This is a genomic window from Dyella marensis (assembly GCF_900112865.1).
GTDB lineage: Bacteria > Pseudomonadota > Gammaproteobacteria > Xanthomonadales > Rhodanobacteraceae > Dyella_D > Dyella_D marensis_A.
The window spans coordinates 1-19,066 of the sequence record NZ_FONH01000005.1 but is presented as its reverse complement, the minus strand read 5'-3'; the positions used below and the strand labels follow the sequence as shown (position 1 = coordinate 19,066).

Sequence of the window (19,066 nt, the reverse complement as noted above, 5' to 3'; positions counted from 1 at the left end):
CGCCATGCATGCGCGCAGCGTCAACCTGATCGTCCGCAGCAACGGCGCCGGGCTCACCCGCGACATGGAACTGCTCGCCGGCGTCCTGCGCGGCGCGGGCTACGACGTCACCGTCACCCACATGGGCCATCGCGGCCGCCTGAGCAACCGCCTCAAGCGCCTGCATGCGCGCCTGCGCCGGCTGTGGCGCGGCTGGCGGCGCGGCGTGCTCAACGCGCGCTACGACGTCAACATCATGCTCGAGCATGTGCGGCCGGAGCTGTTCGCGCAGGCGCAGCGCAATGTGCTGATCCCGAACCCCGAGTGGTTCGAGCAGAAGTGGATCAGGGAGCTGCCGCGCTTCGACCGCGTGTTCGTCAAGACACGCCACGGCGAGCGGCTGTTCGGCGCGCTGCAATGCCCGACCACGCTGATCGGCTTCACCAGCGAGGATTGCCGCCGCGGTGGCGTGCCGCTGCAACCGGGTTTCTTCCATGGCCCGGGCCGCAGCGGCAACAAGGGCACGCTGCCGCTGATCGAGCTGTGGTCGCGCCATCCGGAATGGCCGACGCTGACCATCGTGTGGCGGCGCAAGCGGGTGGAGATTCCGCCGCTGCCGGCCAACGTGCGGCTGATCCGCGACTTCATGGACGAAGACGAGCTGCGCCGCCTGCAGAATTCGCATGCTTTCCATCTGTGCCCTTCGCAGACCGAAGGCTATGGCCATTCGCTGGTCGAGAGCCTGAGCCTGGGCCAGGTCACCATCACCGTCGACGGCGAGCCGATGAACGAGCTGGTGACGCCCGAACGCGGCGTGCTGGTCGCCGCGCATGCCGCGGGCAAGCAGGAACTGGCGACGCTGTACGACTTCGACACGGCCGCGATGGAAGCGGCCGTCGAGCGCTGCCTGGCCATGCCGGAGGAAGAGCGCACGCGCCTGGGCTTGCACGCCCGTGCCTGGTACGACGCCAACCGCGAAGCCTTCCCGCGGCGCTTCCTCGACGCCCTGGCGGCGCTGGCTTAAACCGCGCGCATGGGCACCAGCGTCAACCTCATCGTCCGCGACAACGGCCTGGGGCTGTCGCGCGATGCGCGCCTGCTCAAGGCGGCGCTGGAACCGCACGGCTGCGAGGTGCACCTCACCCTGCTGGGCGAAGCGGACGAGCGCCGCCGCTGGGCGCTGGCCAAGCCGTGGAAGGCCATGCTCAGCCACGCGAAGCATGCACTGGCCACGCGCCCGCGCTTCGATATCAACCTGATGTTCGAGCACCTGTGGCCCGATCACCTGCCGCTGGCGCGCCGCAACGTGGCGCTGCCGAATCCGGAATGGTTCGACGCGAAGGACCTGCGCCATCTGTCGCGGATGGATGCGGTGTGGACCAAGACGCTGCACGCGGCACCGCTGTTCCAGGCGCATGGCTGCACGACGTCGTTCGTCGGCTTCGCCAGCGAGGATCGCCACGATCCGTCGGTGGCGCGCACGGAAGGTTTCTTCCATCTCGCCGGCGGTAGCCTGACCAAAGGCACGGACCGGTTGCTCGCGCTGTGGGCGCGGCATCCGGCATGGCCGATGCTCACCGTGGTGCGCCACAAAGCCGGCTCCGTCAACGCGCCGAATATCCGCGTCATCACCGACTATCTCTCCGACGACGCGCTGCGCCAGCTGCAGAACAGCCACCGTTTCCACCTGTGCCCGTCCGAGACGGAAGGCTATGGCCACTACATCGGCGAGGCGATGAGCGTGAGCGCGGTGGCGATCGGTGTGGATGCGCCGCCGATGAATGAGCTGCTAGGCACAGATCGCGGCCTGCTGGTGCCGGCGATGGCGGACGGCGCGATGGGCCTGGCCACGCGCTATCTGTTCGACGAAGCCGGCCTGGAGCAGGTCGTGGGGCGTGCGCTGGCGATGAGTGCGGATGAATACGCCACGCTCGGTCGCACGGCGCGTGCGTGGTTCGACGCCAACCGCGCGGACTTCCCCGCGCGCGTCGGCGCCGCGCTGCGAGCTCTGCAGCGTTAGGAAGCGCCGGTACCGGCGAACTCCGCCAGGTGCCGATCGATACCCTGCTCGCAGCGCGTGATGCGCTGCTCGACCGTGGCGCGATAAAGCCGGTTGTTCGGCAGGCTCATGTCGTCGACATCCGGCTGCGCGCGCGAGGCATGGTCCAGATGCATCGCCAGCGCCGCCCACTTCAGCTGCCGCCGCGTCACCCCGGCATTGCCCATGCGCGCGGCCAGCTCGCGGTCCTCGGCGCCATAGCCTTCCATGCGCTCGTCGAAGCCGTTGATGCGCAGCAGGTCCTCGCGCCAGAAACTCGTATTGCAGCTCATCACGCGACCGCCGCTGCGCGCGCGCGACTTCCAGCGCGCCAGCGGCAGCGAGTGGAAGGCGTACAGGCGCTTGATGCCGTCGAACACGTGGAAATCCGCATCGGCCCACGGCGCGAAGCGCGGCTTGCCGCCGGCGAGCAGGCGTTCGGTTTCGCGCGGATGCGTCTTGAAGCGCCCGCCCTGCAGGAAATAGCCCGGCTCGGCCAGGGCGAGGTGGTCGGCGACGAACTGCGGGTGCAGCACCATGTCGCCGTCGATCAGGATCACGTAGTCGCCACGGCTGGCCGCCATGCCGCGGTTGCGCGACCGCGCGGCGCGGAAGCCGAGATCCTCCTGCCACACGTGGCGCAGCGGCACCGGGAAGTTCGCCGCCATGCGCGCGACCAGCGCGCGGGTTTCCTCGCCGGAACCGTCGTCCGCGACGATCACTTCGTCCGGCAGCCGCTTCTGCGCGGTGATGCTTTCCAGCACCTTGCCCAGCGCCGCCGGCCAGTTGTAGGTCAGCACTACCAGCGAGACCTTGGCCGGCTTGCGGCCGTCCGTCGCCGCGGCCGGCGCGCCATCGTCGCGGATGCGCCAGGCCAGCCCGATGCTCATCGCCAGCGGCAGCCAGCCGAGCAGCCATTCCACGTCGGGACGGCGCAGCATCTGCGGCGCATCGAACTGCCAGGCCACGCTGGCGTAGACCCACATCGCCAGCAGCGCGCGACCCAGCGCCACATGGCGGTAGCGCCAGGCGCGCCAGCCCACCACCAGCCACAACGCCACCCACAGCAGCAGGCCGGGCAGGCCGAGCACGATGGCGAGATGGCTGAAGACGTTGTGGCTGTGCTCCCACTCCTGGTCGCCGACATGGATGGTGTAGCGGCTGCCCATGCCCAGCCCCAGGATCGGGTGCTGCAGGAACAGCCCCATGGCCTGCGCCAGGATCTGCGGCCGGTACGACATGCCGCGTTCTTCCATGTACTGCCAGCCGCCCAGCGCGATGATCACCGCCGCCACCACCAGCATCACCGCCGCGCGCCGGCGCAGGTGGCGGCGCGTGGCGCCGAGCATGATCACGCCCTGGCTGACGATCAACGCCAGCCAGGCCGAGCGGCTCAGCGTCAGCAGCACGAAGCCCAGCAGCGCCACGATCGAAATCCACTGCAGCACGCGCAGGCGCTTGTCGCGCACGCTCAGCTGGGTCATCCAGGAAATCGCCGCGCCGAAGGCGAAGGCGGCGAGATTGGGGTTATTCAGCGTGCCGAACGCCATCAGGCGGTCCTGCGCCTGCCACACGCCGTCGCGCAACGGGAACGCCGCCATGCCCACCAGTGCAGCCAGCGACAGGCCGACGCCGGCCCAGTACAGCACCTGGTGGAAACGCCGCGGCTGCCCGGCCACCAGGCTGGCCCAGATCGCGACGAACAGCGCCGCGTACAGCACCACCACCACGTCGTCGCCGAGATTGCCGTTGCGGGCCCAGCCCACCGTCACGATGGCCCAGCCGAAGAACGCCGCCAGCAGCGGCCCCTCGGGCACCCGCGCCAGGCCGCGGAACATCACCCCACGCCACTTCCAGGCCAGCCACAGGGCCGGCAGCAGGAACAGCACGATCAGGCTGTCGTGATAGGGCTTGCCGGGGTTCCACACCTTCGACCCGGTCGGGCTGCCGGCCAGGCCGACCAGCAGCCACCACATGCCCAGCAGCATCCAATAGCGGAACCAGGTGGGCAAAGCCTCCCACCGGCGCCGGAAATACGTCGCCCGGCCTTCCCGCGATGCCCCGTTCTGCCTTACGTCGCTCAACTTTCGGTTCCACATGCTCGAAGCGGGTCCTGTCATCCTGCAGCGCGTTCCCTGGGGCATCCAGACCGATCTAACGCACGACGGCGCGGAAGGATACCCGGCCCGGGAGAAACGTGACGCGAACGGCTGCAGAGTGTTGAAGACGTTTCCGATGGCATTTCTGGAATAGCCCGGTTGCCCGCGGCCCCGGTGCCTGCCGGCGATCCGCCGCAGGTCATCGGCTAGAATCCCCCGATGCACACGCTCCCCCTCACCCTCGTCGTGATGACCTACAACGAGGCGAAGAACATCGCCCGTTGCCTGGACAGCGTGCCGTTCGCCGCCGAGAAAGTGGTGATCGACAGCGGCAGCACCGACGACACGGTGGCCATCGCCCAGGCCCACGGTGCCCGCGTGGTGCGGCAGGACTGGCTTGGCTTCGGGCCGCAGCGCAACTTCGCCACCACCCAGGCCGGCAACGACTGGATCCTGGCCCTGGACGCTGACGAGTACCTGACGCCGGCCTTAGCCGGGGAGATCGCGGCGAAGCTTCCCGCGCTGATGGCCGGCGACACCTGCGCCGTGTGGCTGCGCCGCGCCACCATCTACATGGGCGCGCCGATGCGCTTCTACCTGCCCTCGATGGGCGAGAAGATGGCCCGCCTCTATCACCGCGACCGCGCCCGCTGGGCCGACGTGCGCGTGCACGAATCGCTGCGCTTCGACGGCCCCGCGGTCACCTTCCAGGCCCGCTTCAACCACGAGAACAATCCCAGCCTGCCGGAGAAGCAGATCAAGGTGCTGCGCTATGCGGAACTGAAGTGCCGCGACTGGCTGGAGAAGGACAAGCCCGTGCGGATGTGGCAGACGCCGTTCGTGTTCGCGCTGGCCTTCCTCAAGGATTACCTGTTCCGCCTGGCCTTCCTCGACGGCTGGCGCGGCTACGCCATCGCCCAGACCGCCGCCTCGTACGCGGTGTACAAGCGCATGCGTTACTACGAGATGCGCCGCAACCCGGCCTCCATCGAGAGCGGCGCCGCCGCGCTCCATCGCCACGGAATCGACCGCTGACCATGCCCAAGCACTATCTCCTGTACGGCTCCGAGCGCTACGCACTGGCCATCCTGCGGCCGGTGCAGGAGGCGATCCGCGCGCGCGGGGACGAGGCGGCATGGTTCTTCGACGGCCCCGGCGCGGAAGACCTGGTCGCGGGCGAGCGTCTGCTCACCGTGGAGGAAGTGCGCGCGTGGCGGCCGATCGCCTGCATCACTTCGTCCAACCACCTGCCGCATTTCTTTCCGGGCGTGAAAGTGGAGACCTTCCACGGCTTCGACGCCGGCAAGCCGCGACACATCTATATCCGCGGCTTCTTCGACCTGTACTGCACCACCGGCCCGCGCGACACCGCGCAGTTCCAGGCGCTGGCCGACGAGCTGGGCCACTTCGCGGTGGCCGAGACCGGCTGGCCGAAGATCGACCCCTTCATGAAGGAGATCGCCGGCGCGCTGCCGCCGGTGCGCGAGCCGCCGGTGATCCTCTACCACTCCACGTTCTCGCCTTCGTGGAGCGCGGCCGAGACCTTGTACGACGAGGTCAGGCGCCTGTCGCGCGACGGCCGCTGGCGCTGGATCGTCACCTTCCATCCGAAGATGAATCCGCAGACCACGGCCAAGTTCAAGGCGCTGCAGAACGAGCACCTGACGTTCGCCGAGAACGACAACATCCTCGAGCTGTTCCCGCAGGTCGACATGATGTGCTCGGACACCTCCTCCGCGCTCAACGAGTTCCTGCTCACCGGCAAGCCGGTGGTGACCTTCAAGAACCGCCGCCCCGGCCCGCAGCTGCTCGATATCGACGATCCGGCGCAGTTCGAGCCGGCCATCCGCACCGCGTTGAGCCGGCCGCCCGAGCTGATGCAGGCGATCCGCGAGTACGCCGACAGCATCCATCCCTATCGCGACGGCCATTCGAGCGAGCGCGTGCTGGACGCGATCGATGCCTTCATTGCAAGAGGCGGACGCAACCGCAAGCCGAAGCCGGGCAACTGGTGGCGCAAGCTGAAGCTGCGCAAGCGCATCGGCTATTGGGGCCCGGCCCGGCTGCCCCGCCCTTAAAGCCTCCGGACAGAAAGCCCCCGTCTAGGACAAGCCGTTTAGAATCGCAACCTTCCTGAGATATCGAGCCGCCCCGTGCCATCCAGCGCCTACAGCCGTTCCGAACACCTGCGCTCCCTCTGGCCCTGGCTGCCGCTGTGGACCGCGGTCGCCCTGCTGGCGATCTTCTCGCATGGCCCGATGCCGCTGTATTCCACCCGCACCCTGGCGGTGGCGTGGGAAATGTGGAGCCACGGCCACTGGCTGGTGCCGCATATCAACGGCCAGCCGTACAGCGACAAGGTGCCGCTGCTGTTCTGGATGATCCACGCCGGCTGGTTCGTGTTCGGCGTCAACGACGTGTGGCCGCGCGTCCTCGAAGTGATCTTCGGCGGCGTCGAGCTGATGCTGCTGGCCACGCTGGCGCGGCGCCTGTTCCCGAATCGCCCGTGGGTGGCCAAGGGCGCGCCGTGGATGCTGCTGGCGCTGGCCTATGCCTTCCTGTTCGGCCTGCAGGTGATGTACGAGGTGCTGCTGGCGGTGTGGGTGCTGGCGGCGCTGCTCACGCTCACTCCGAAGGCCCATCGCGAGGAACCGCGCTGGCTGCTGTTCGGCCTTTTCATCGGCGCCGGCCTGATGACCAAGGGCCCGGTGATGCTGCTGCACGTGGCCTTCCCCTGGCTGCTCGGCCCGCTGTGGAACGACTGGGCCAACCGCCACCGCGCGCGCTGGTACGGCCGCGGCGCGCTGGCCGTGCTGCTGGGCGGCGCGATCCTGCTGGCCTGGGCGCTGCCGGCCGGCTTCAGCGGCGGCGACGAGTATCGCCATCGCCTGTTCTTCACCCAGACCGCCGGCCGCGTGGTGGATGCGTTCGATCACGCCCGCCCGTTCTGGTGGTACCTGACGATGATCCCGGCCCTGCTGTTCCCGTTCAGCGGCTGGCCGCGGGCGTGGGTGGCGCTGGGCGCGCTGCGCCGGCCGCTGGAGCCGGGCCTCGTGTTCGGCCTGTGCTGGCTGCTGCCGGTGCTGCTGGCGTTCTCGCTGATCAGCGGCAAGCAGCTGTACTACCCGCTGCCCGAGTTCGCCGGCGCCGCCCTGCTGCTGGCCGGCGCCATCGCCGTGCTGCGCGAGCAGAAGCCGAAGCTGGCCAACACGGCCTGGCTGGGCACCTGGCCGCTGGGCGTCGGCGGCATCCTGTTCGCGGTGTTCCTGTTCGTGCTGCCGAACCTGGTGGAGCACAACCTGATGCACGGCGAGTTCATCGACTCCACCTCGCAGTACAGCCGCTTCTTCAGCGTGGTGTTCGTGGTGCTCGGCGCGCTGCTGCTGCTGCGCGGCCGCGGCGAGCTGCGCCGGCTGGCGGTGGCCGGACTGATCGGCACGCTGGCGCTCAACACCCTGTTCACCCTGACCATGTGGTCGAACTTCGACCTGCGCCCCGCCGCCCACCTGCTGGGCGCGGCCGATGCGGAAGGCCGGGCGATCGGCTACGTCGGCAACTACGAAGGCCAGTTCCACTTCGAAGGCCGCCTGAGCCGGCCGATCGAGCGGCTGAGCGAGGGCGAGTCGATCCAGGCCTTCGCCCGCCTGCATCCGAATGGCCTGATCATCACCCGCCCCGAGAAACTGGCCGACAGCGACCTGCGCTACCCGCTGCTGGTGCAGCCGTTCCGCTCCAGCTGGGTGGTGATCTGGCCGGCCGCCTCGCTGGCCGCCCAGCGCGCCGGCCACACCCCGGCCGAGCCGCCGCATCCGACCCGGCTGTACCAGATCGATCCGTGGCGGTATCGCGCGCTGCAATGAACGAGGCGCTGATCGCCAACCTGCGCGCCCAGTGCGGCGGCCCCCGCGACGGGGCGCTGCTGCGCTTCTCGCTGGGCAATGCGTTGTTGAGCTTGGGCGACGCGCCGGCCGCGGCGGAGGAACTGCGCCACGCCGTGCGCTTCGACCCGCGCTATTCCGCCGCGTGGAAGCTGCTGGGCAAGGCCTTGCTGGCGATGGAAGACCGCGCCGGCGCGGCCGACGCCTGGACGCACGGCATCGAGGTCGCCCGCGAACGCGGCGACAAGCAGGCGGAAAAGGAAATGACCGTGTTCCTGCGCCGGATCGAACCGAAGGACGCGAGCTAAAAAACTCGTCATTCTGGCGTAGGCCGGAATCCAGTAGCGAGGCGCATGATCGGCAGCGTCACATCCCAGCCTTCGCTGGCATAACGAACGCCCTCAACGCCCCCCGCCCGCCCGCCCAGGATCGTCATACGGACTCGGCCGATCATTCGCCGAATACCGCTTGTAGTGCCACTGATACTGCGCATACGCCAGCTCCACGCAGTCCTGCACGCCCTGGTTGAGCGCCGCGCACGCCACGCCCTGGTCCGCATCCGCCAGCCCTTCCGGCGCCGGCAGCAGATGGATCCGAAACCCCTCGCCCCGCGGCAATCGCTCCGCAAACGCGAACAGCACCGCCGCCCCCGTGCGCGCCGCCAGCCGCGGCAGCAGCACCATGGTCAGCGCCTCGCGGCCGAAGAACGGCGCGAACTGGCCTTCGCCCTCGCGCGGCTTCTGGTCCGGCAAGATGCCCACCGTGCCGCCCGCGCCCAGCCGCTTGAACAGCGTGCGCACCCCGGCGCCCTCGGCGCGCACCTGCTCCGGTGCCAGCGCGCCGCGCGCCTTGCGCAGCAGGCCCTCGACCGCGGCGATGCGCGGCGGGCGGTACAGGATCGCCATCGGCGTCTTGCGGCACAGCCAGTAGTTCAGCAGCTCCCAGCAGCCCAGGTGCGGCGCGGCGATGATCACGCCCTTGCCCGCGGCCAATGCCGCGTCGAACAGCGCTTCGCCGCGCACCTCGCGCACCAGGTCCAGCGCGCGCTCGGCGTCGCTGCCCCAGATCTTGGCGATCTCGGTGATGGACTTGCCGCTTTCGATCATCACCTGGCGCAGCAGGGCGGCGCGGGCCGCTTCGTCCAGCTCCGGGCGGGTGATGCGGATGTTCACCGCGGTGTTCTGCACGGTCTTGCCGTTGAGCCGCAGGGACAGGCGGCCGAGCAGGGCGCCTACGCCGTGCAGAACGCGCAGGGGCAGCAGGCCGATGAGGCGCAGGAGGAGGTAGAGCAGGTAGATGTCGAAGCGCATGAGTCGATGGAGCGGCCTTGGAGTCTTCGGCGACAACCGGACGGTGACGTCACTGGATCCCGGCCTGCGCCGGGATGACGGCCTACGGATGAAGGCTTGTATCGGGATGACGGCCGATGAGCCCGGCAGTGTACCGGCTCAAGCCGTGCACCCTCCGGCCGCTACCCCGTTTTGTGGGTACTCTTTGCGCCCCGCCGCCAGCCCAGCCGCCTTATCGATGATCGCCCTGATCCAGCGCGTCCTTTCCGCCCAAGTCGACGTGGACGACCAGACCGTGGGCGCCATCGGCCCCGGCCTGCTCGCCCTCGTCGCCGTGCAGCCGGCCGACGACGAGGCCAGCACCCGGCGCATGCTCGAACGGCTGCTCGGCTATCGCGTGTTCGCCGATGAACAGGGCCGCATGAACCGCTCGCTCAAGGACGCCGGCGGCCAGCTGCTGCTGGTCAGCCAGTTCACCCTGGCCGCCGACACCCGCTCCGGCATGCGCCCCAGCTTCACCAGCGCGGCCTCGCCCGAGCAGGGCCGGCGCTGGTTCGACCGGCTGGTGGAACTGGCCCGGGAAGCACACCCCGGGGTGGAAATCGGCCGCTTCGGTGCCCATATGAAGGTGCAACTGGTCAACGACGGACCAGTCACCTTCTGGCTCGAAACGCCATGACCGCGGACCCATCGGGTGACCGCGCCCACTTAAAAAAACTTCCCATACAGCGGGTGTTTGGCGCGCTTTTTGCGTATGCCAGATACCGATATCTTTCACTTGAAAACTGGTCAAAAAAGCAGCACATCGCTATACTGATCGGTTCCTGCATCCGCGGCGGTAGGTATGAACAACAAAGCTCCCGAGCAACAGTCTGAAATCAAGGCGCTTATCTCGAAAGGTCTCGAGCAGGGCTACCTGACCTACGCCGAAATCAACGATCACCTCCCCGACGACATCGTCGATCCGGAGCAGATCGAAGACATCATGGCCGTCCTCAAGGGCGTGGGCATCGAAGTGCACGATGCCGCCCCGGACGCCGACCCGCTGTCCGACAATGCCTCCGGCACCGCCACCGACGACGAAGCCGCGGCCGAAGAAGCCGTCGCCCTGCTGTCGGCGGTCGACTCCGAAGTCGGCCGCACCACCGACCCGGTGCGCATGTACATGCGCGAGATGGGCACGGTGGAGCTGCTCACCCGCGAGGGCGAGATCGCCATCGCCAAGCGCATCGAGGAAGGCCTGGGCCAGGTGCAGACCGCGCTGGCCAGCTTCCCGCTCACCATCGAGATGCTGCTGGAGGAATACGACCAGCACCTGGACGGCAAGCGCCGCCTGAGCGAGATCCTGGCCGGCTTCGCCGACCTGGAAGAAGCCGCCGACGCCGCCCTGGCCGCCGCCGAGGTGGAAGCCGCCGACGCCGACGGCGAAGCCGACGAGGACGAGGAAACCGAAGGCGCCACCGAGGACGAGGAGGCCGGCCCGACCGGTCCGGATCCGGAAGAGGTCAAGCGCCGCATGGAACTGCTGCGCGACTACTACGGCAAGTTCCAGAAGGCCTCGGCCAAGACGAGCGACATCGGCGACAAGAAGATCATCAAGCTGCGCGAGCAGATGGCCGAGGAGTTCCTCAAGCTCAAGCTGCCGTCCGCGCTGATCGACAGCTTCGTGCGCAAGCTGCGCGACGTGGTCAACGACATCCGTCACCACGAGCGCGTGCTGATGGACATCTTCGTCAAGCAGGTGAAGATGCCCAAGGCCGAGTTCATCAAGACCTTCCCCAGCAACGAGGGCAACCTCGAGTGGGCGAACGAGCTGGGCCGCAAGCGCCAGAAGTGGTCGCCGAACATCAAGACCTACAAGGAAGCGATCGACGGCGAACAGGAAAAGCTCGCCTCCATCGAGCACAAGCTGTTCCTGCCGCTCACCGACATCAAGGAAATCAACCGCACCATGTCGGTCGGCGAGGCCAAGGCCCGCCGCGCCAAGAAGGAAATGGTGGAGGCGAACCTGCGCCTGGTGATCTCGATCGCCAAGAAGTACACCAACCGCGGACTGCAGTTCCTCGACCTCATCCAGGAAGGCAACATCGGCCTGATGAAGGCGGTGGACAAGTTCGAATACCGCCGCGGCTACAAGTTCTCCACGTATGCCACCTGGTGGATCCGCCAGGCGATCACCCGCTCCATCGCGGACCAGGCGCGCACCATCCGCATCCCGGTCCACATGATCGAGACGATCAACAAGCTCAACCGCATCTCCCGCCAGATGCTCCAGCAGTTCGGCCGCGAGCCGACGCCGGAGGAGCTGGCCAAGGAAATGGAGATGCCGGAGGACAAGATCCGCAAGGTGCTGAAGATCGCGAAGGAACCGATCTCGATGGAAACCCCCATCGGCGACGACGAAGACTCGCATTTGGGCGACTTCATCGAGGACACCAACGCCAGCTCGCCGATCGAGTCGGCCACGGAAACCGGCCTGATGGAGACCGTGCGCGAAGTGCTCGCCGGCCTCACCCCGCGCGAAGCCAAGGTGCTGCGCATGCGCTTCGGCATCGACATGAATACCGATCACACGCTGGAAGAGGTCGGCAAGCAGTTCGACGTGACGCGCGAGCGCATCCGCCAGATCGAGGCCAAGGCGCTGCGCAAGCTGCGCCATCCGAGCCGCTCGGAGCAGCTGCGCTCGTTCCTCGATATCGACTGATCGCGTCGAGCGAACGGTAGAAAAGCGAAAAGCCCCGCGAAAGCGGGGCTTTTCTTTTGTGCCGGGGAGAACGCCTCAACCCATATCGTAGAAGAACTGCTCCTTGTCGACCTTGCCGTCCTTGTTGACGTGGTAGACGCAGATTTCCGTCATGTTGACCCGACCGTATTCCTTCATCGTCACGTCCAGCGTCATCTCCATGCTGAACCAGTTGCCCGCCACCACCGGGTCGCTGACATGGCCGCCATGCACTTCCACGATCGATTCCTGGAACTTGCGGCCCTTCTCGAAAATGGCATCCAGCCCCTTCACATTGCCCAGCGCGCCACCCGGCGCGCCCTCCGGCTCGATGCTCTCCGCATCCTTGGCGTACAACTCCTTCTGCGCCTCCTCGTACTTGCCCTCGCGACACAAAGCCACCAACCGCTTCGCTACCGATTCCGTGCTCATCGTGCACCTCCGGGTCAAAGGGCTTACCAGCCTACGCCGGGTACGATAAGTCCGGATGTGCCGTTGACCGGGTCTTTGCGGTCTCGACGGTCCCGGGGTGCGCGGCTAACATGAAGGGCTTCCGAGCCGTGCAATGCGGCCGGCACGCTACGGGCCTATAGCTCAACGGTTAGAGCAGAGGACTCATAATCCTTTGGTTCCAGGTTCGAATCCTGGTGGGCCCACCAGCCATGAGCAGTGAGTGCGATCAACGCGATGGCGACCGCGTGGTTAAGACGCGACGCAAGTCGAAGCCACACCTGACACGTAGCAGGCGACGTGCGCTCAGCATGGATCGCAACGAACCAATCTTCCGCAGGCTCCTTGATTGCCGTCGCCATCGTGATGACGTGATCGTCTGAGGGCCACGATGCTCCCTTGCCGCTGGTGCACGCTCTGGCGCGGCATGTGTCATGCATGGGTTTCATCGGCTCCCATGGCCGCCCCGCCAACCCCGCTTTTGAACCCCTCCGCGATCCTGAGTGGGCTCGTTTTGCGCACATGACCTCTCGCAAACCGCATAGTGACGCGGGTTTCCGGCGATCACCGATCAAGGCCGGGGACGCTGCTACGCTTTACCCCAAGGAGCCAGGGGAAAGGAAATGCAACTCAAGGACGCGCTGTACTACGGCATCGCCGCGCTTTTGTTTCTCGTCACGGTGCCGATATACCGGTACATCATCGGGCACGCTCGCGCAGACGTTGCCCGAGAGGAAGCGATGGCTCACCAGCCACCGCCGAAGCCAGCGGCTTAGCCGCTGCCCGACTTTACGCACGAAATCTGCTCGACGAAGCGGGTACGCGGCACGTGCGCCTATCTGTCGGAGGCGGAGGAAGCCTTGGCCAGTAGCAAGGCGAGGTGTATGGGTGGGTTGGTTATGGTGGTCCGCAAGCAGGGCGAGACTACCGTGGTCGAGGAATGGCCGCGACGCACTCAGTGCTATTTCTGACCATGGTGGCGCAGCTCACGCATTGCGGTCCTGTTCGTGTTCGTTGGGCTGACAGATGCATACGTGGGATGACGCTGCGCGGCTGTGGCTGGTTGAGAAAAAGCACAAAGCCGACATTGATCGCGACGGGCAGAAACTGGAATGGCTTAAGCCCTACTTCGGTGGCAAGCCATTGGCTCAGATTGACCGAGAAGCGGTGATGGTCGTTGCCTGGGACAAGGCCAAAGCTACGTCGCCGGCTACGGCGAATCGCTTGCTCGCGCTGATACGAGCCATTTTCAGGCGCGCATGTCGTGTGTGGGAGTGGATCGACCGCATGCCCTTCGCAGAACTATTCCCCGAATCTGAGGGGCGCGTGCGGTGGATCACTTCATATCAGGCGCGCGCGCTTTTCAGCGAGCTGCCGCCACATCAACTTGATATGGTCCTGTTTGCACTGGCCACGGGACTGCGGCAGGGCAACGTGTTGCGGCTTGATTGGTCGCAGGTTGACATGCGCCGAAAGTTGGCGTGGATACACGGTGACCAGGCTAAGGGCCGCCGCTCCTTCTCTGTGCCCCTCAATGAGGCAGCGCTAGCGGTATTGCGACGTTGTAAAGGAAGTCACCCTAGCCGGGTCTTCACTTACCGAGGAAACCCTATTGCGTGGGCGAACACTAAGGCGTGGAGGAAGGCCTTAAAGCGTGCCGGCATAAAGAATTTCCGTTGGCACGATTTGCGACATATCTGGGCCAGCTGGCATGTGCAGCATGGCACGCCTTTGTTCGTCGTGCAGGATCTGGGCGCGTGGCGCAGTAGCACGATGGTCCGGCGATATGCACATCTTGCCCCCTCGCAGTATGCTGCCCACGCGGCTACTATCGATGGCGTTATCGGAAATCAGACTTAATATGCCAAAGGGATATTAATAATGGCCAACGAAGGCGGATCGCTAATTAGCATTGATGGGAAGCACTTTGGCAAAGCGGCCCAGTTGCTCATTGAAAAGATTTCACTTGCGATTGGCGGAGCATTTATGCCAACGCAAATGAAGCGCATCGCCCGCGCGGAGGCTGAAACCGCCTTAATAGCCGCGCAGGCACAGATTGAAATTAATGATCTGCAGCGCAGAGCAGCCTTGCGCTGGGTAGCTGAAGAAACACGCAAACAAGTTAATATTGAAGCTATCACCGAAAAAGCCATAGAGCAGCTTGATGATGGCGCCGATCCGTCCAATATAGAGGATGACTGGATCGCTAATTTCTTTGAGAAAAGCAAAATTGTTTCCGATGAAGAAATGCAAAAAATATGGGCGCAAGTGCTTGCACAGGAAGCCAATCATCCAGGAAAATTCTCAAAGCGCGCCGTTAATATTATCGCCGAACTGAGTAAAAGAGACGCAGAGGCGTTTACAAGCCTATGCCGGTTTATTCTTCCGCAGCTTGGTGAGGCTTTGATTTTTAATGAAAACGACCATATTTATAATAATAATGGCGTTAGTTTCGGCACTATAACTGAGCTTGAATCTATCGGCCTTGTTAATTATGCGGGACTTGGCTCTTTCAGCCGAAATGCCATTACCAGGAAGATTTTAGCCACCTACTTCAACAGCCCCATTATTTTTGAGCTGGATGATGGCGTTACTTCCATGCCAATTGGCAAGGTCATATTCACTACCGCCGGAAGGGAGCTGTCGCACATCATCAAGACCAACCCGGTGCCAGAGTTTCTTAATTATGTTTTGAATTACTACCAACAGCAGGCCGGCATTAGCGCCAAGCCGCCGAAGGTTCAAATAACGGTGCCAGCGGGTGCGGCTCCCGGGGCGGCGTGACGGTGCGATGTACCATTGAAGCAGACTGTGTTATCCAGCGAAGGGGACTAGCGCATGAAGGCAGTGGAAGTTTTTACGCCTGGAAAGATTCCGACCGTCACGTTTGTTGACGATCACTTAAAGCGCAACGAAGGCCTTCTGCGCGATGCATTGGAGCAGGGCGGGATGCTCGTCTCTTTATCGGGCCCGTCGAAGTCGGGAAAGACTGTTTTTGTTAAAACGGTCCTGGGTGCTGACTACGTCGTTGCCGTGACGGGGGCAGGCATCCAAACTTCTGACGAACTGTGGGATCGCGTGTTCCACGTGCTTGGTACGCCGTTACCGAAATCCGTCTCGCAAGCGGATCAGAGCGGTAGCAAGGCTGGCGGGCAGGCAAAGGTTGGTGGCGACATACTTGTCGCAAAGGCTGAAGCGTCAGGGACAATTGAACGCAGCACCACTAGTACGGAAACTTACACCGCAGATGTGGCGACGAATCGCCTTGCGCTTTTGATCACGGAATTGGCGGGCACGGGCATTACCCTTTTCATAGACGATTTCCACTATCTTGGGCGTGCGCTACAAGACGAAGTAGCTCGCCAAATCAAAGATGCAATAGCGAGCGGTGTGCAGATCATCTGTGCTTCAGTCCCTTACCGCTCCGAGGACGTCTTGCGGGCGAATCCGGACCTACGTGGTCGGGTGGTCGGAATCGACTTCGATTATTGGAACGACGACACGCTGCAGAAAATCGGCGAGCTTGGATTCCGGGAGTTAAATGCCCAGCCTAATTCGGACCTTCTCCGGTCGTTTGCAAGTGAAGCGGCCGGATCACCCCAGCTTATGCAGGCCTTATGCCTTAACGCTTGCTTTGAGATTGGCTTGCGTGAGCGCGCTGCTAAGCTGGTGAGTTTGGACGACTCGAACGAACTATTCGAGGCGGTTTGCACGCGAACATCTCAGTCAGCGAACTACGCTGGAACCCTAGAACGCTTGAGGGATGGTCCGAAGAAGCGTGGTACTGACCGGAATCAGTACCGGCTCCTCGGTGGCGACGTGGGCGATGTCTATACGATCTTGCTTCGTGCGATAGCCCTCGATCCTCCGAATCTTCATTTCCGCTATGCCGAGCTTGTCAGACGGATCGGTCGGGTCTGCGAAAATGACACGCCGGTCGGATCGAGTGTCACGGGCTCCTGTGTACACGTTGCCCAGCTAGCCAACGATGGGCAGGAGCGGGACATCATCGAATGGGATGCTCAAGAGGACGCCTTGCACATCCGAGACCCTTACCTTTTGTTCTTCATGCGATGGGGCTGAGCGCCGCCCTAAAAAACTCGCACGTCTAAGAATTCTAGGAACGAATTGTGGCTGATGTTATGGATAGGGGAAAAATAGCCTTTAAGCGTGCCTACCTAGAGTTTGTTCGCAACATGGCGACCGTTGTGGCATATGGGTTTGCAGCTGGATTTCTTTTTCGCAAGCATCCCATGTTGCTTGGATCTGAGCTGCTGCCATTTGCTCTTGGGTTCATCTTGTACATAGCTGCGATGATTGCCGCTTATTGTGCCTCCGACTTGTTTACTGACGCCATCATGATCCGATTTGATCATTTCAAGCGTTTCCGCCTCGCACTGGTCCTAGGCATGCTCGGTTTTGTGCTCTGCCTAATCTGGGTTCCCTACATCGTCGCGTTCAAGCTGGATAAATAACCGGCCGGATAAGCACCTCCATCCACGTAGCCTTTAAGAGCCGAAAGAAATTTGCATAACAGACCAGGACGCGCGGCCTTGCGCTTTTGGGTCTCATAATCCTTTGGTTGCAGGTTCGAATCCTGCTGGGCCCGCCACCTACCGGCACCAATCGCGGCGAAGGTGCACCTACAGCAGGCAGGGTCTTGCTGTGGCTGGAGCGATCCCGGAACATTCCGCATGTCTGCTTTCGACCCGGAGCGGACCTTGGGAGGTGGAGCGTGGGCGTGACGGAGATGTACCGGCGAATGACCGCTCAGGAGGAAGCGCTGGTTCGCTGGATGCTGAGTCACGGCGGCGATTTGGCCACGACCTATCTTCCTCAGGTTGACCTCGTTCGCGTATCGCCCCGGAAGTGCCCGTGCGGATGCGCCAGTTTCGATCTTGTTGTCCCCGGAGATCGCCCGACTGCCGGCGGCATCGGGGTTCTGGCTGAGTTCGTTTTCGGCGACGGCAATGAACTGAGCGGCATTTTCATATTCGAGCGGGAAAGCAAACTTGCCGGCGTCGAAGTAACCGGCTATTCCGGGGATGCCCCCAAAGAGCTGCCCGCGATAGAGTCAATAAGGCCTTGGTGATGTCCGCTTGCGACCCAGAGCGGACATTTTGCAACTGCGCACGATGAACCTGGCGAGCGAGGTGGCTCAGTGAATGTAGACGAAAGAGTTCGGCGCTTGGCGATCGGTTGGGCTGACTACCGTCGCCGTCAGTGGACCGCCGGCCTTTTAACTCTCGGATTCGTGCCGTTAGCTGGCCTGATTGCTGTGACTATGGAGAATTTCACCCAATCGGAACGGTTTATTATCGTGCCCGAGACTGCATTTATGATCATCGTGGTCTGGTCTTGGAGCCGCTTCATTTACTTTCGCTGCCCGTTCTGCAGCCGCTGCTTCCACTTGACGGCAGTGTGCCGATTGACCAGCGGCAGACGGTGCCCACACTGTGGGCTTGAGCGGTATCAAGCCGACTAGTCGGCTGTTCAGGGAGTGGCTATAGGGAAGGGTGACGTCTGCTTTCGACTGCGATTTCAGCCGGTCGTTGCAACACACTATAAGCGCCAAGGCGTGAGGAGTGTTGTATGGCACCCAGGCTTCGTAGGCACCTGACAGATAACGAGAAGACGCAGATGTGGGAGCGGTGGCAGCGCGGCGAGTCGCTGCACCGCATCGCCCGGTCGCTCGACCGTCGACACTCTTCGATACGCCGCGTGTTAGCACAGACGGGCGGCATTCGACCCGCGCCACGGCACCGACCTTTGCGAGCATTGACCCTGGCCGAGCGAGAGGAGATATCTCGAGCCGTGGCGTTAGGAGAGTCGCTCCGATCCGTCGCGCGACAGCTTCAGCGTGCACCCTCCACAATCAGCCGCGAGATCCATCGCAATGGCGGACGGGTTGCCTATCGAGCGAGCCAAGCCGATCAGAACGCTTGGGACCGTGCGCACCGCCCCAAGGTCTGCAAGCTGAGGAAGCATCGTGTGCTGGCCAAGCTCGTGGCCAGCAAGTTGCAGCTAGAGTGGTCACCGATGCAGATTGCCGGTTGGCTCAAGCAGCGATCTGGCGGCCACGAGGAGCAGCAGGTGTCGCACGAGACCATCTATCGCAGCCTCTTCATCCAAGCCCGTGGCGCCCTGAAAAAGGAGCTTCTGGTGCATTTACGGCGCACGCGCGCCATGCGTCGTTCGCGCCACCACACGCAAAAGACGGACAATCACGGTCAGCTCACCGACATGGTGTCTATCCGGGAACGTCCCGCCGAGGTTGACGATCGCGCCGTGCCAGGTCACTGGGAGGGCGACTTGTTGATGGGTAGCCATCACAGCCAAATCGCTACCCTCGTCGAGCGTCGCACGCGCTATGTCATGTTGGTGAAGGTCACGGGCAAAGACACGCAAACCGTCATCGACGCATTGATCAAGCACGCTCACAAGCTGCCTAGAGAGCTCTACAAATCGCTGACCTGGGATCGTGGCAAGGAAATGGCTGACCACCAGCGCTTCACGCTGGCCACGGACATCCAGGTCTACTTCTGCGACCCGCAGCATCCGTGGCAGCGGGGGTCCAACGAGAACACCAACGGGCTGCTACGCCAGTATTT

18 protein-coding genes and 1 tRNA gene are annotated in these 19,066 nt (G+C 63.9%); 16 read left to right on the top strand and 3 right to left on the bottom strand.

Annotation, left to right across the window (positions count from 1 at the left end; all coding sequences use genetic code 11):
• Positions 1 to 4: 4 nt before the first annotated feature.
• Both BM172_RS09550 and BM172_RS09545 read left to right on the top strand, forming a co-directional pair.
• Positions 5 to 1,003 carry a glycosyltransferase gene (locus BM172_RS09550; RefSeq protein ID WP_026635318.1) on the top strand — a complete coding sequence of 333 codons (999 nt, stop codon included), beginning with the start codon at positions 5 to 7 and terminating at the stop codon, positions 1,001 to 1,003.
• A gap of 9 nt (positions 1,004 to 1,012) precedes the next feature.
• Positions 1,013 to 1,999 carry a glycosyltransferase family protein gene (locus tag BM172_RS09545; protein WP_026635317.1) on the top strand — a complete coding sequence of 329 codons (987 nt, stop codon included), beginning with the start codon at positions 1,013 to 1,015 and terminating at the stop codon, positions 1,997 to 1,999.
• On the opposite strand, the gene BM172_RS22925 is transcribed toward BM172_RS09545, so the two are convergent.
• A complete protein-coding gene (locus BM172_RS22925; RefSeq protein WP_177218810.1) occupies positions 1,996 to 4,029 on the bottom strand; it encodes a glycosyltransferase in 2,034 nt (677 codons plus the stop codon). The genes BM172_RS09545 and BM172_RS22925 overlap by 4 nt on opposite strands.
• A 306-nt stretch (positions 4,030 to 4,335) precedes the next feature.
• Between BM172_RS22925 and BM172_RS09535 the strand changes: the two genes are divergently transcribed.
• The 4 genes from BM172_RS09535 (at position 4,336) to BM172_RS09520 (ending at position 8,302) form a co-directional block, all read left to right on the top strand.
• Positions 4,336 to 5,151: a glycosyltransferase family 2 protein gene (locus tag BM172_RS09535; RefSeq protein ID WP_026635314.1), complete on the top strand. Its 816-nt coding sequence runs from the start codon at positions 4,336 to 4,338 to the stop codon at positions 5,149 to 5,151.
• A 2-nt stretch (positions 5,152 to 5,153) separates the two neighbouring features.
• Complete coding sequence (locus tag BM172_RS09530) at positions 5,154 to 6,194, top strand: CDP-glycerol glycerophosphotransferase family protein (protein WP_035323390.1); 1,041 nt, start codon at positions 5,154 to 5,156, stop codon at positions 6,192 to 6,194.
• 75 nt (positions 6,195 to 6,269) lie between these two features.
• A complete protein-coding gene (locus BM172_RS09525) occupies positions 6,270 to 7,976 on the top strand; it encodes an ArnT family glycosyltransferase (protein WP_026635312.1) in 1,707 nt (568 codons plus the stop codon).
• A complete protein-coding gene (locus tag BM172_RS09520) occupies positions 7,973 to 8,302 on the top strand; it encodes a hypothetical protein (RefSeq protein ID WP_026635311.1) in 330 nt (109 codons plus the stop codon). Before BM172_RS09525 ends, BM172_RS09520 begins: the two co-directional genes overlap by 4 nt.
• A 93-nt stretch (positions 8,303 to 8,395) precedes the next feature.
• On the opposite strand, the gene BM172_RS09515 is transcribed toward BM172_RS09520, so the two are convergent.
• The gene (locus BM172_RS09515; RefSeq protein WP_026635310.1) at positions 8,396 to 9,304 is read right to left on the bottom strand and encodes an LpxL/LpxP family acyltransferase; all 909 of its coding nucleotides are present in this window, start codon (positions 9,302 to 9,304) and stop codon (positions 8,396 to 8,398) included.
• Between the two features lie 217 nt (positions 9,305 to 9,521).
• On the opposite strand from BM172_RS09515, the gene dtd reads away from it, so the two are divergent.
• Positions 9,522 to 9,962 carry a D-aminoacyl-tRNA deacylase gene (gene dtd, locus BM172_RS09510; RefSeq protein ID WP_026635309.1) on the top strand — a complete coding sequence of 147 codons (441 nt, stop codon included), beginning with the start codon at positions 9,522 to 9,524 and terminating at the stop codon, positions 9,960 to 9,962.
• Between the two features lie 165 nt (positions 9,963 to 10,127).
• Positions 10,128 to 11,987 (top strand): RNA polymerase sigma factor RpoD, encoded by a 1,860-nt coding sequence (gene rpoD, locus BM172_RS09505; RefSeq protein WP_026635308.1) that lies wholly within the window; start codon positions 10,128 to 10,130, stop codon positions 11,985 to 11,987.
• A 75-nt stretch (positions 11,988 to 12,062) separates the two neighbouring features.
• Here rpoD and BM172_RS09500 read toward each other — a convergent pair whose 3' ends face one another.
• Positions 12,063 to 12,437: a SnoaL-like domain-containing protein gene (locus BM172_RS09500; RefSeq protein ID WP_026635307.1), complete on the bottom strand. Its 375-nt coding sequence runs from the start codon at positions 12,435 to 12,437 to the stop codon at positions 12,063 to 12,065.
• A gap of 151 nt (positions 12,438 to 12,588) precedes the next feature.
• Between BM172_RS09500 and BM172_RS09495 the strand changes: the two genes are divergently transcribed.
• The 8 genes from BM172_RS09495 to BM172_RS09465 all read left to right on the top strand — a co-directional run.
• Positions 12,589 to 12,664: transfer RNA gene (locus tag BM172_RS09495), tRNA-Ile, on the top strand.
• A 414-nt stretch (positions 12,665 to 13,078) separates the two neighbouring features.
• The gene (locus tag BM172_RS22500; RefSeq protein ID WP_155964709.1) at positions 13,079 to 13,231 is read left to right on the top strand and encodes a hypothetical protein; all 153 of its coding nucleotides are present in this window, start codon (positions 13,079 to 13,081) and stop codon (positions 13,229 to 13,231) included.
• A gap of 250 nt (positions 13,232 to 13,481) precedes the next feature.
• Entirely contained in the window at positions 13,482 to 14,315 is an 834-nt protein-coding gene (locus BM172_RS09490) for a tyrosine-type recombinase/integrase (protein WP_035323388.1), read from the top strand.
• A gap of 21 nt (positions 14,316 to 14,336) precedes the next feature.
• Positions 14,337 to 15,239, top strand: a complete 903-nt coding sequence (locus tag BM172_RS09485; RefSeq protein WP_081805169.1) for a DUF2806 domain-containing protein — start codon at positions 14,337 to 14,339, stop codon at positions 15,237 to 15,239.
• Positions 15,240 to 15,293: 54 nt separating this feature from the next.
• Positions 15,294 to 16,538 carry a hypothetical protein gene (locus BM172_RS09480; protein WP_026635305.1) on the top strand — a complete coding sequence of 415 codons (1,245 nt, stop codon included), beginning with the start codon at positions 15,294 to 15,296 and terminating at the stop codon, positions 16,536 to 16,538.
• Between the two features lie 47 nt (positions 16,539 to 16,585).
• Positions 16,586 to 16,930 (top strand): hypothetical protein, encoded by a 345-nt coding sequence (locus tag BM172_RS09475; RefSeq protein ID WP_143096494.1) that lies wholly within the window; start codon positions 16,586 to 16,588, stop codon positions 16,928 to 16,930.
• A 266-nt stretch (positions 16,931 to 17,196) separates the two neighbouring features.
• On the top strand, positions 17,197 to 17,547 hold the full coding sequence (locus tag BM172_RS09470) for a hypothetical protein (protein ID WP_143096493.1): 351 nt from the start codon (positions 17,197 to 17,199) through the stop codon (positions 17,545 to 17,547).
• Between the two features lie 500 nt (positions 17,548 to 18,047).
• Positions 18,048 to 19,066, top strand: a 1,019-nt coding sequence (locus tag BM172_RS09465) for an IS30 family transposase (RefSeq protein WP_035323328.1), incomplete at its 3' end; no start/stop codon positions are given.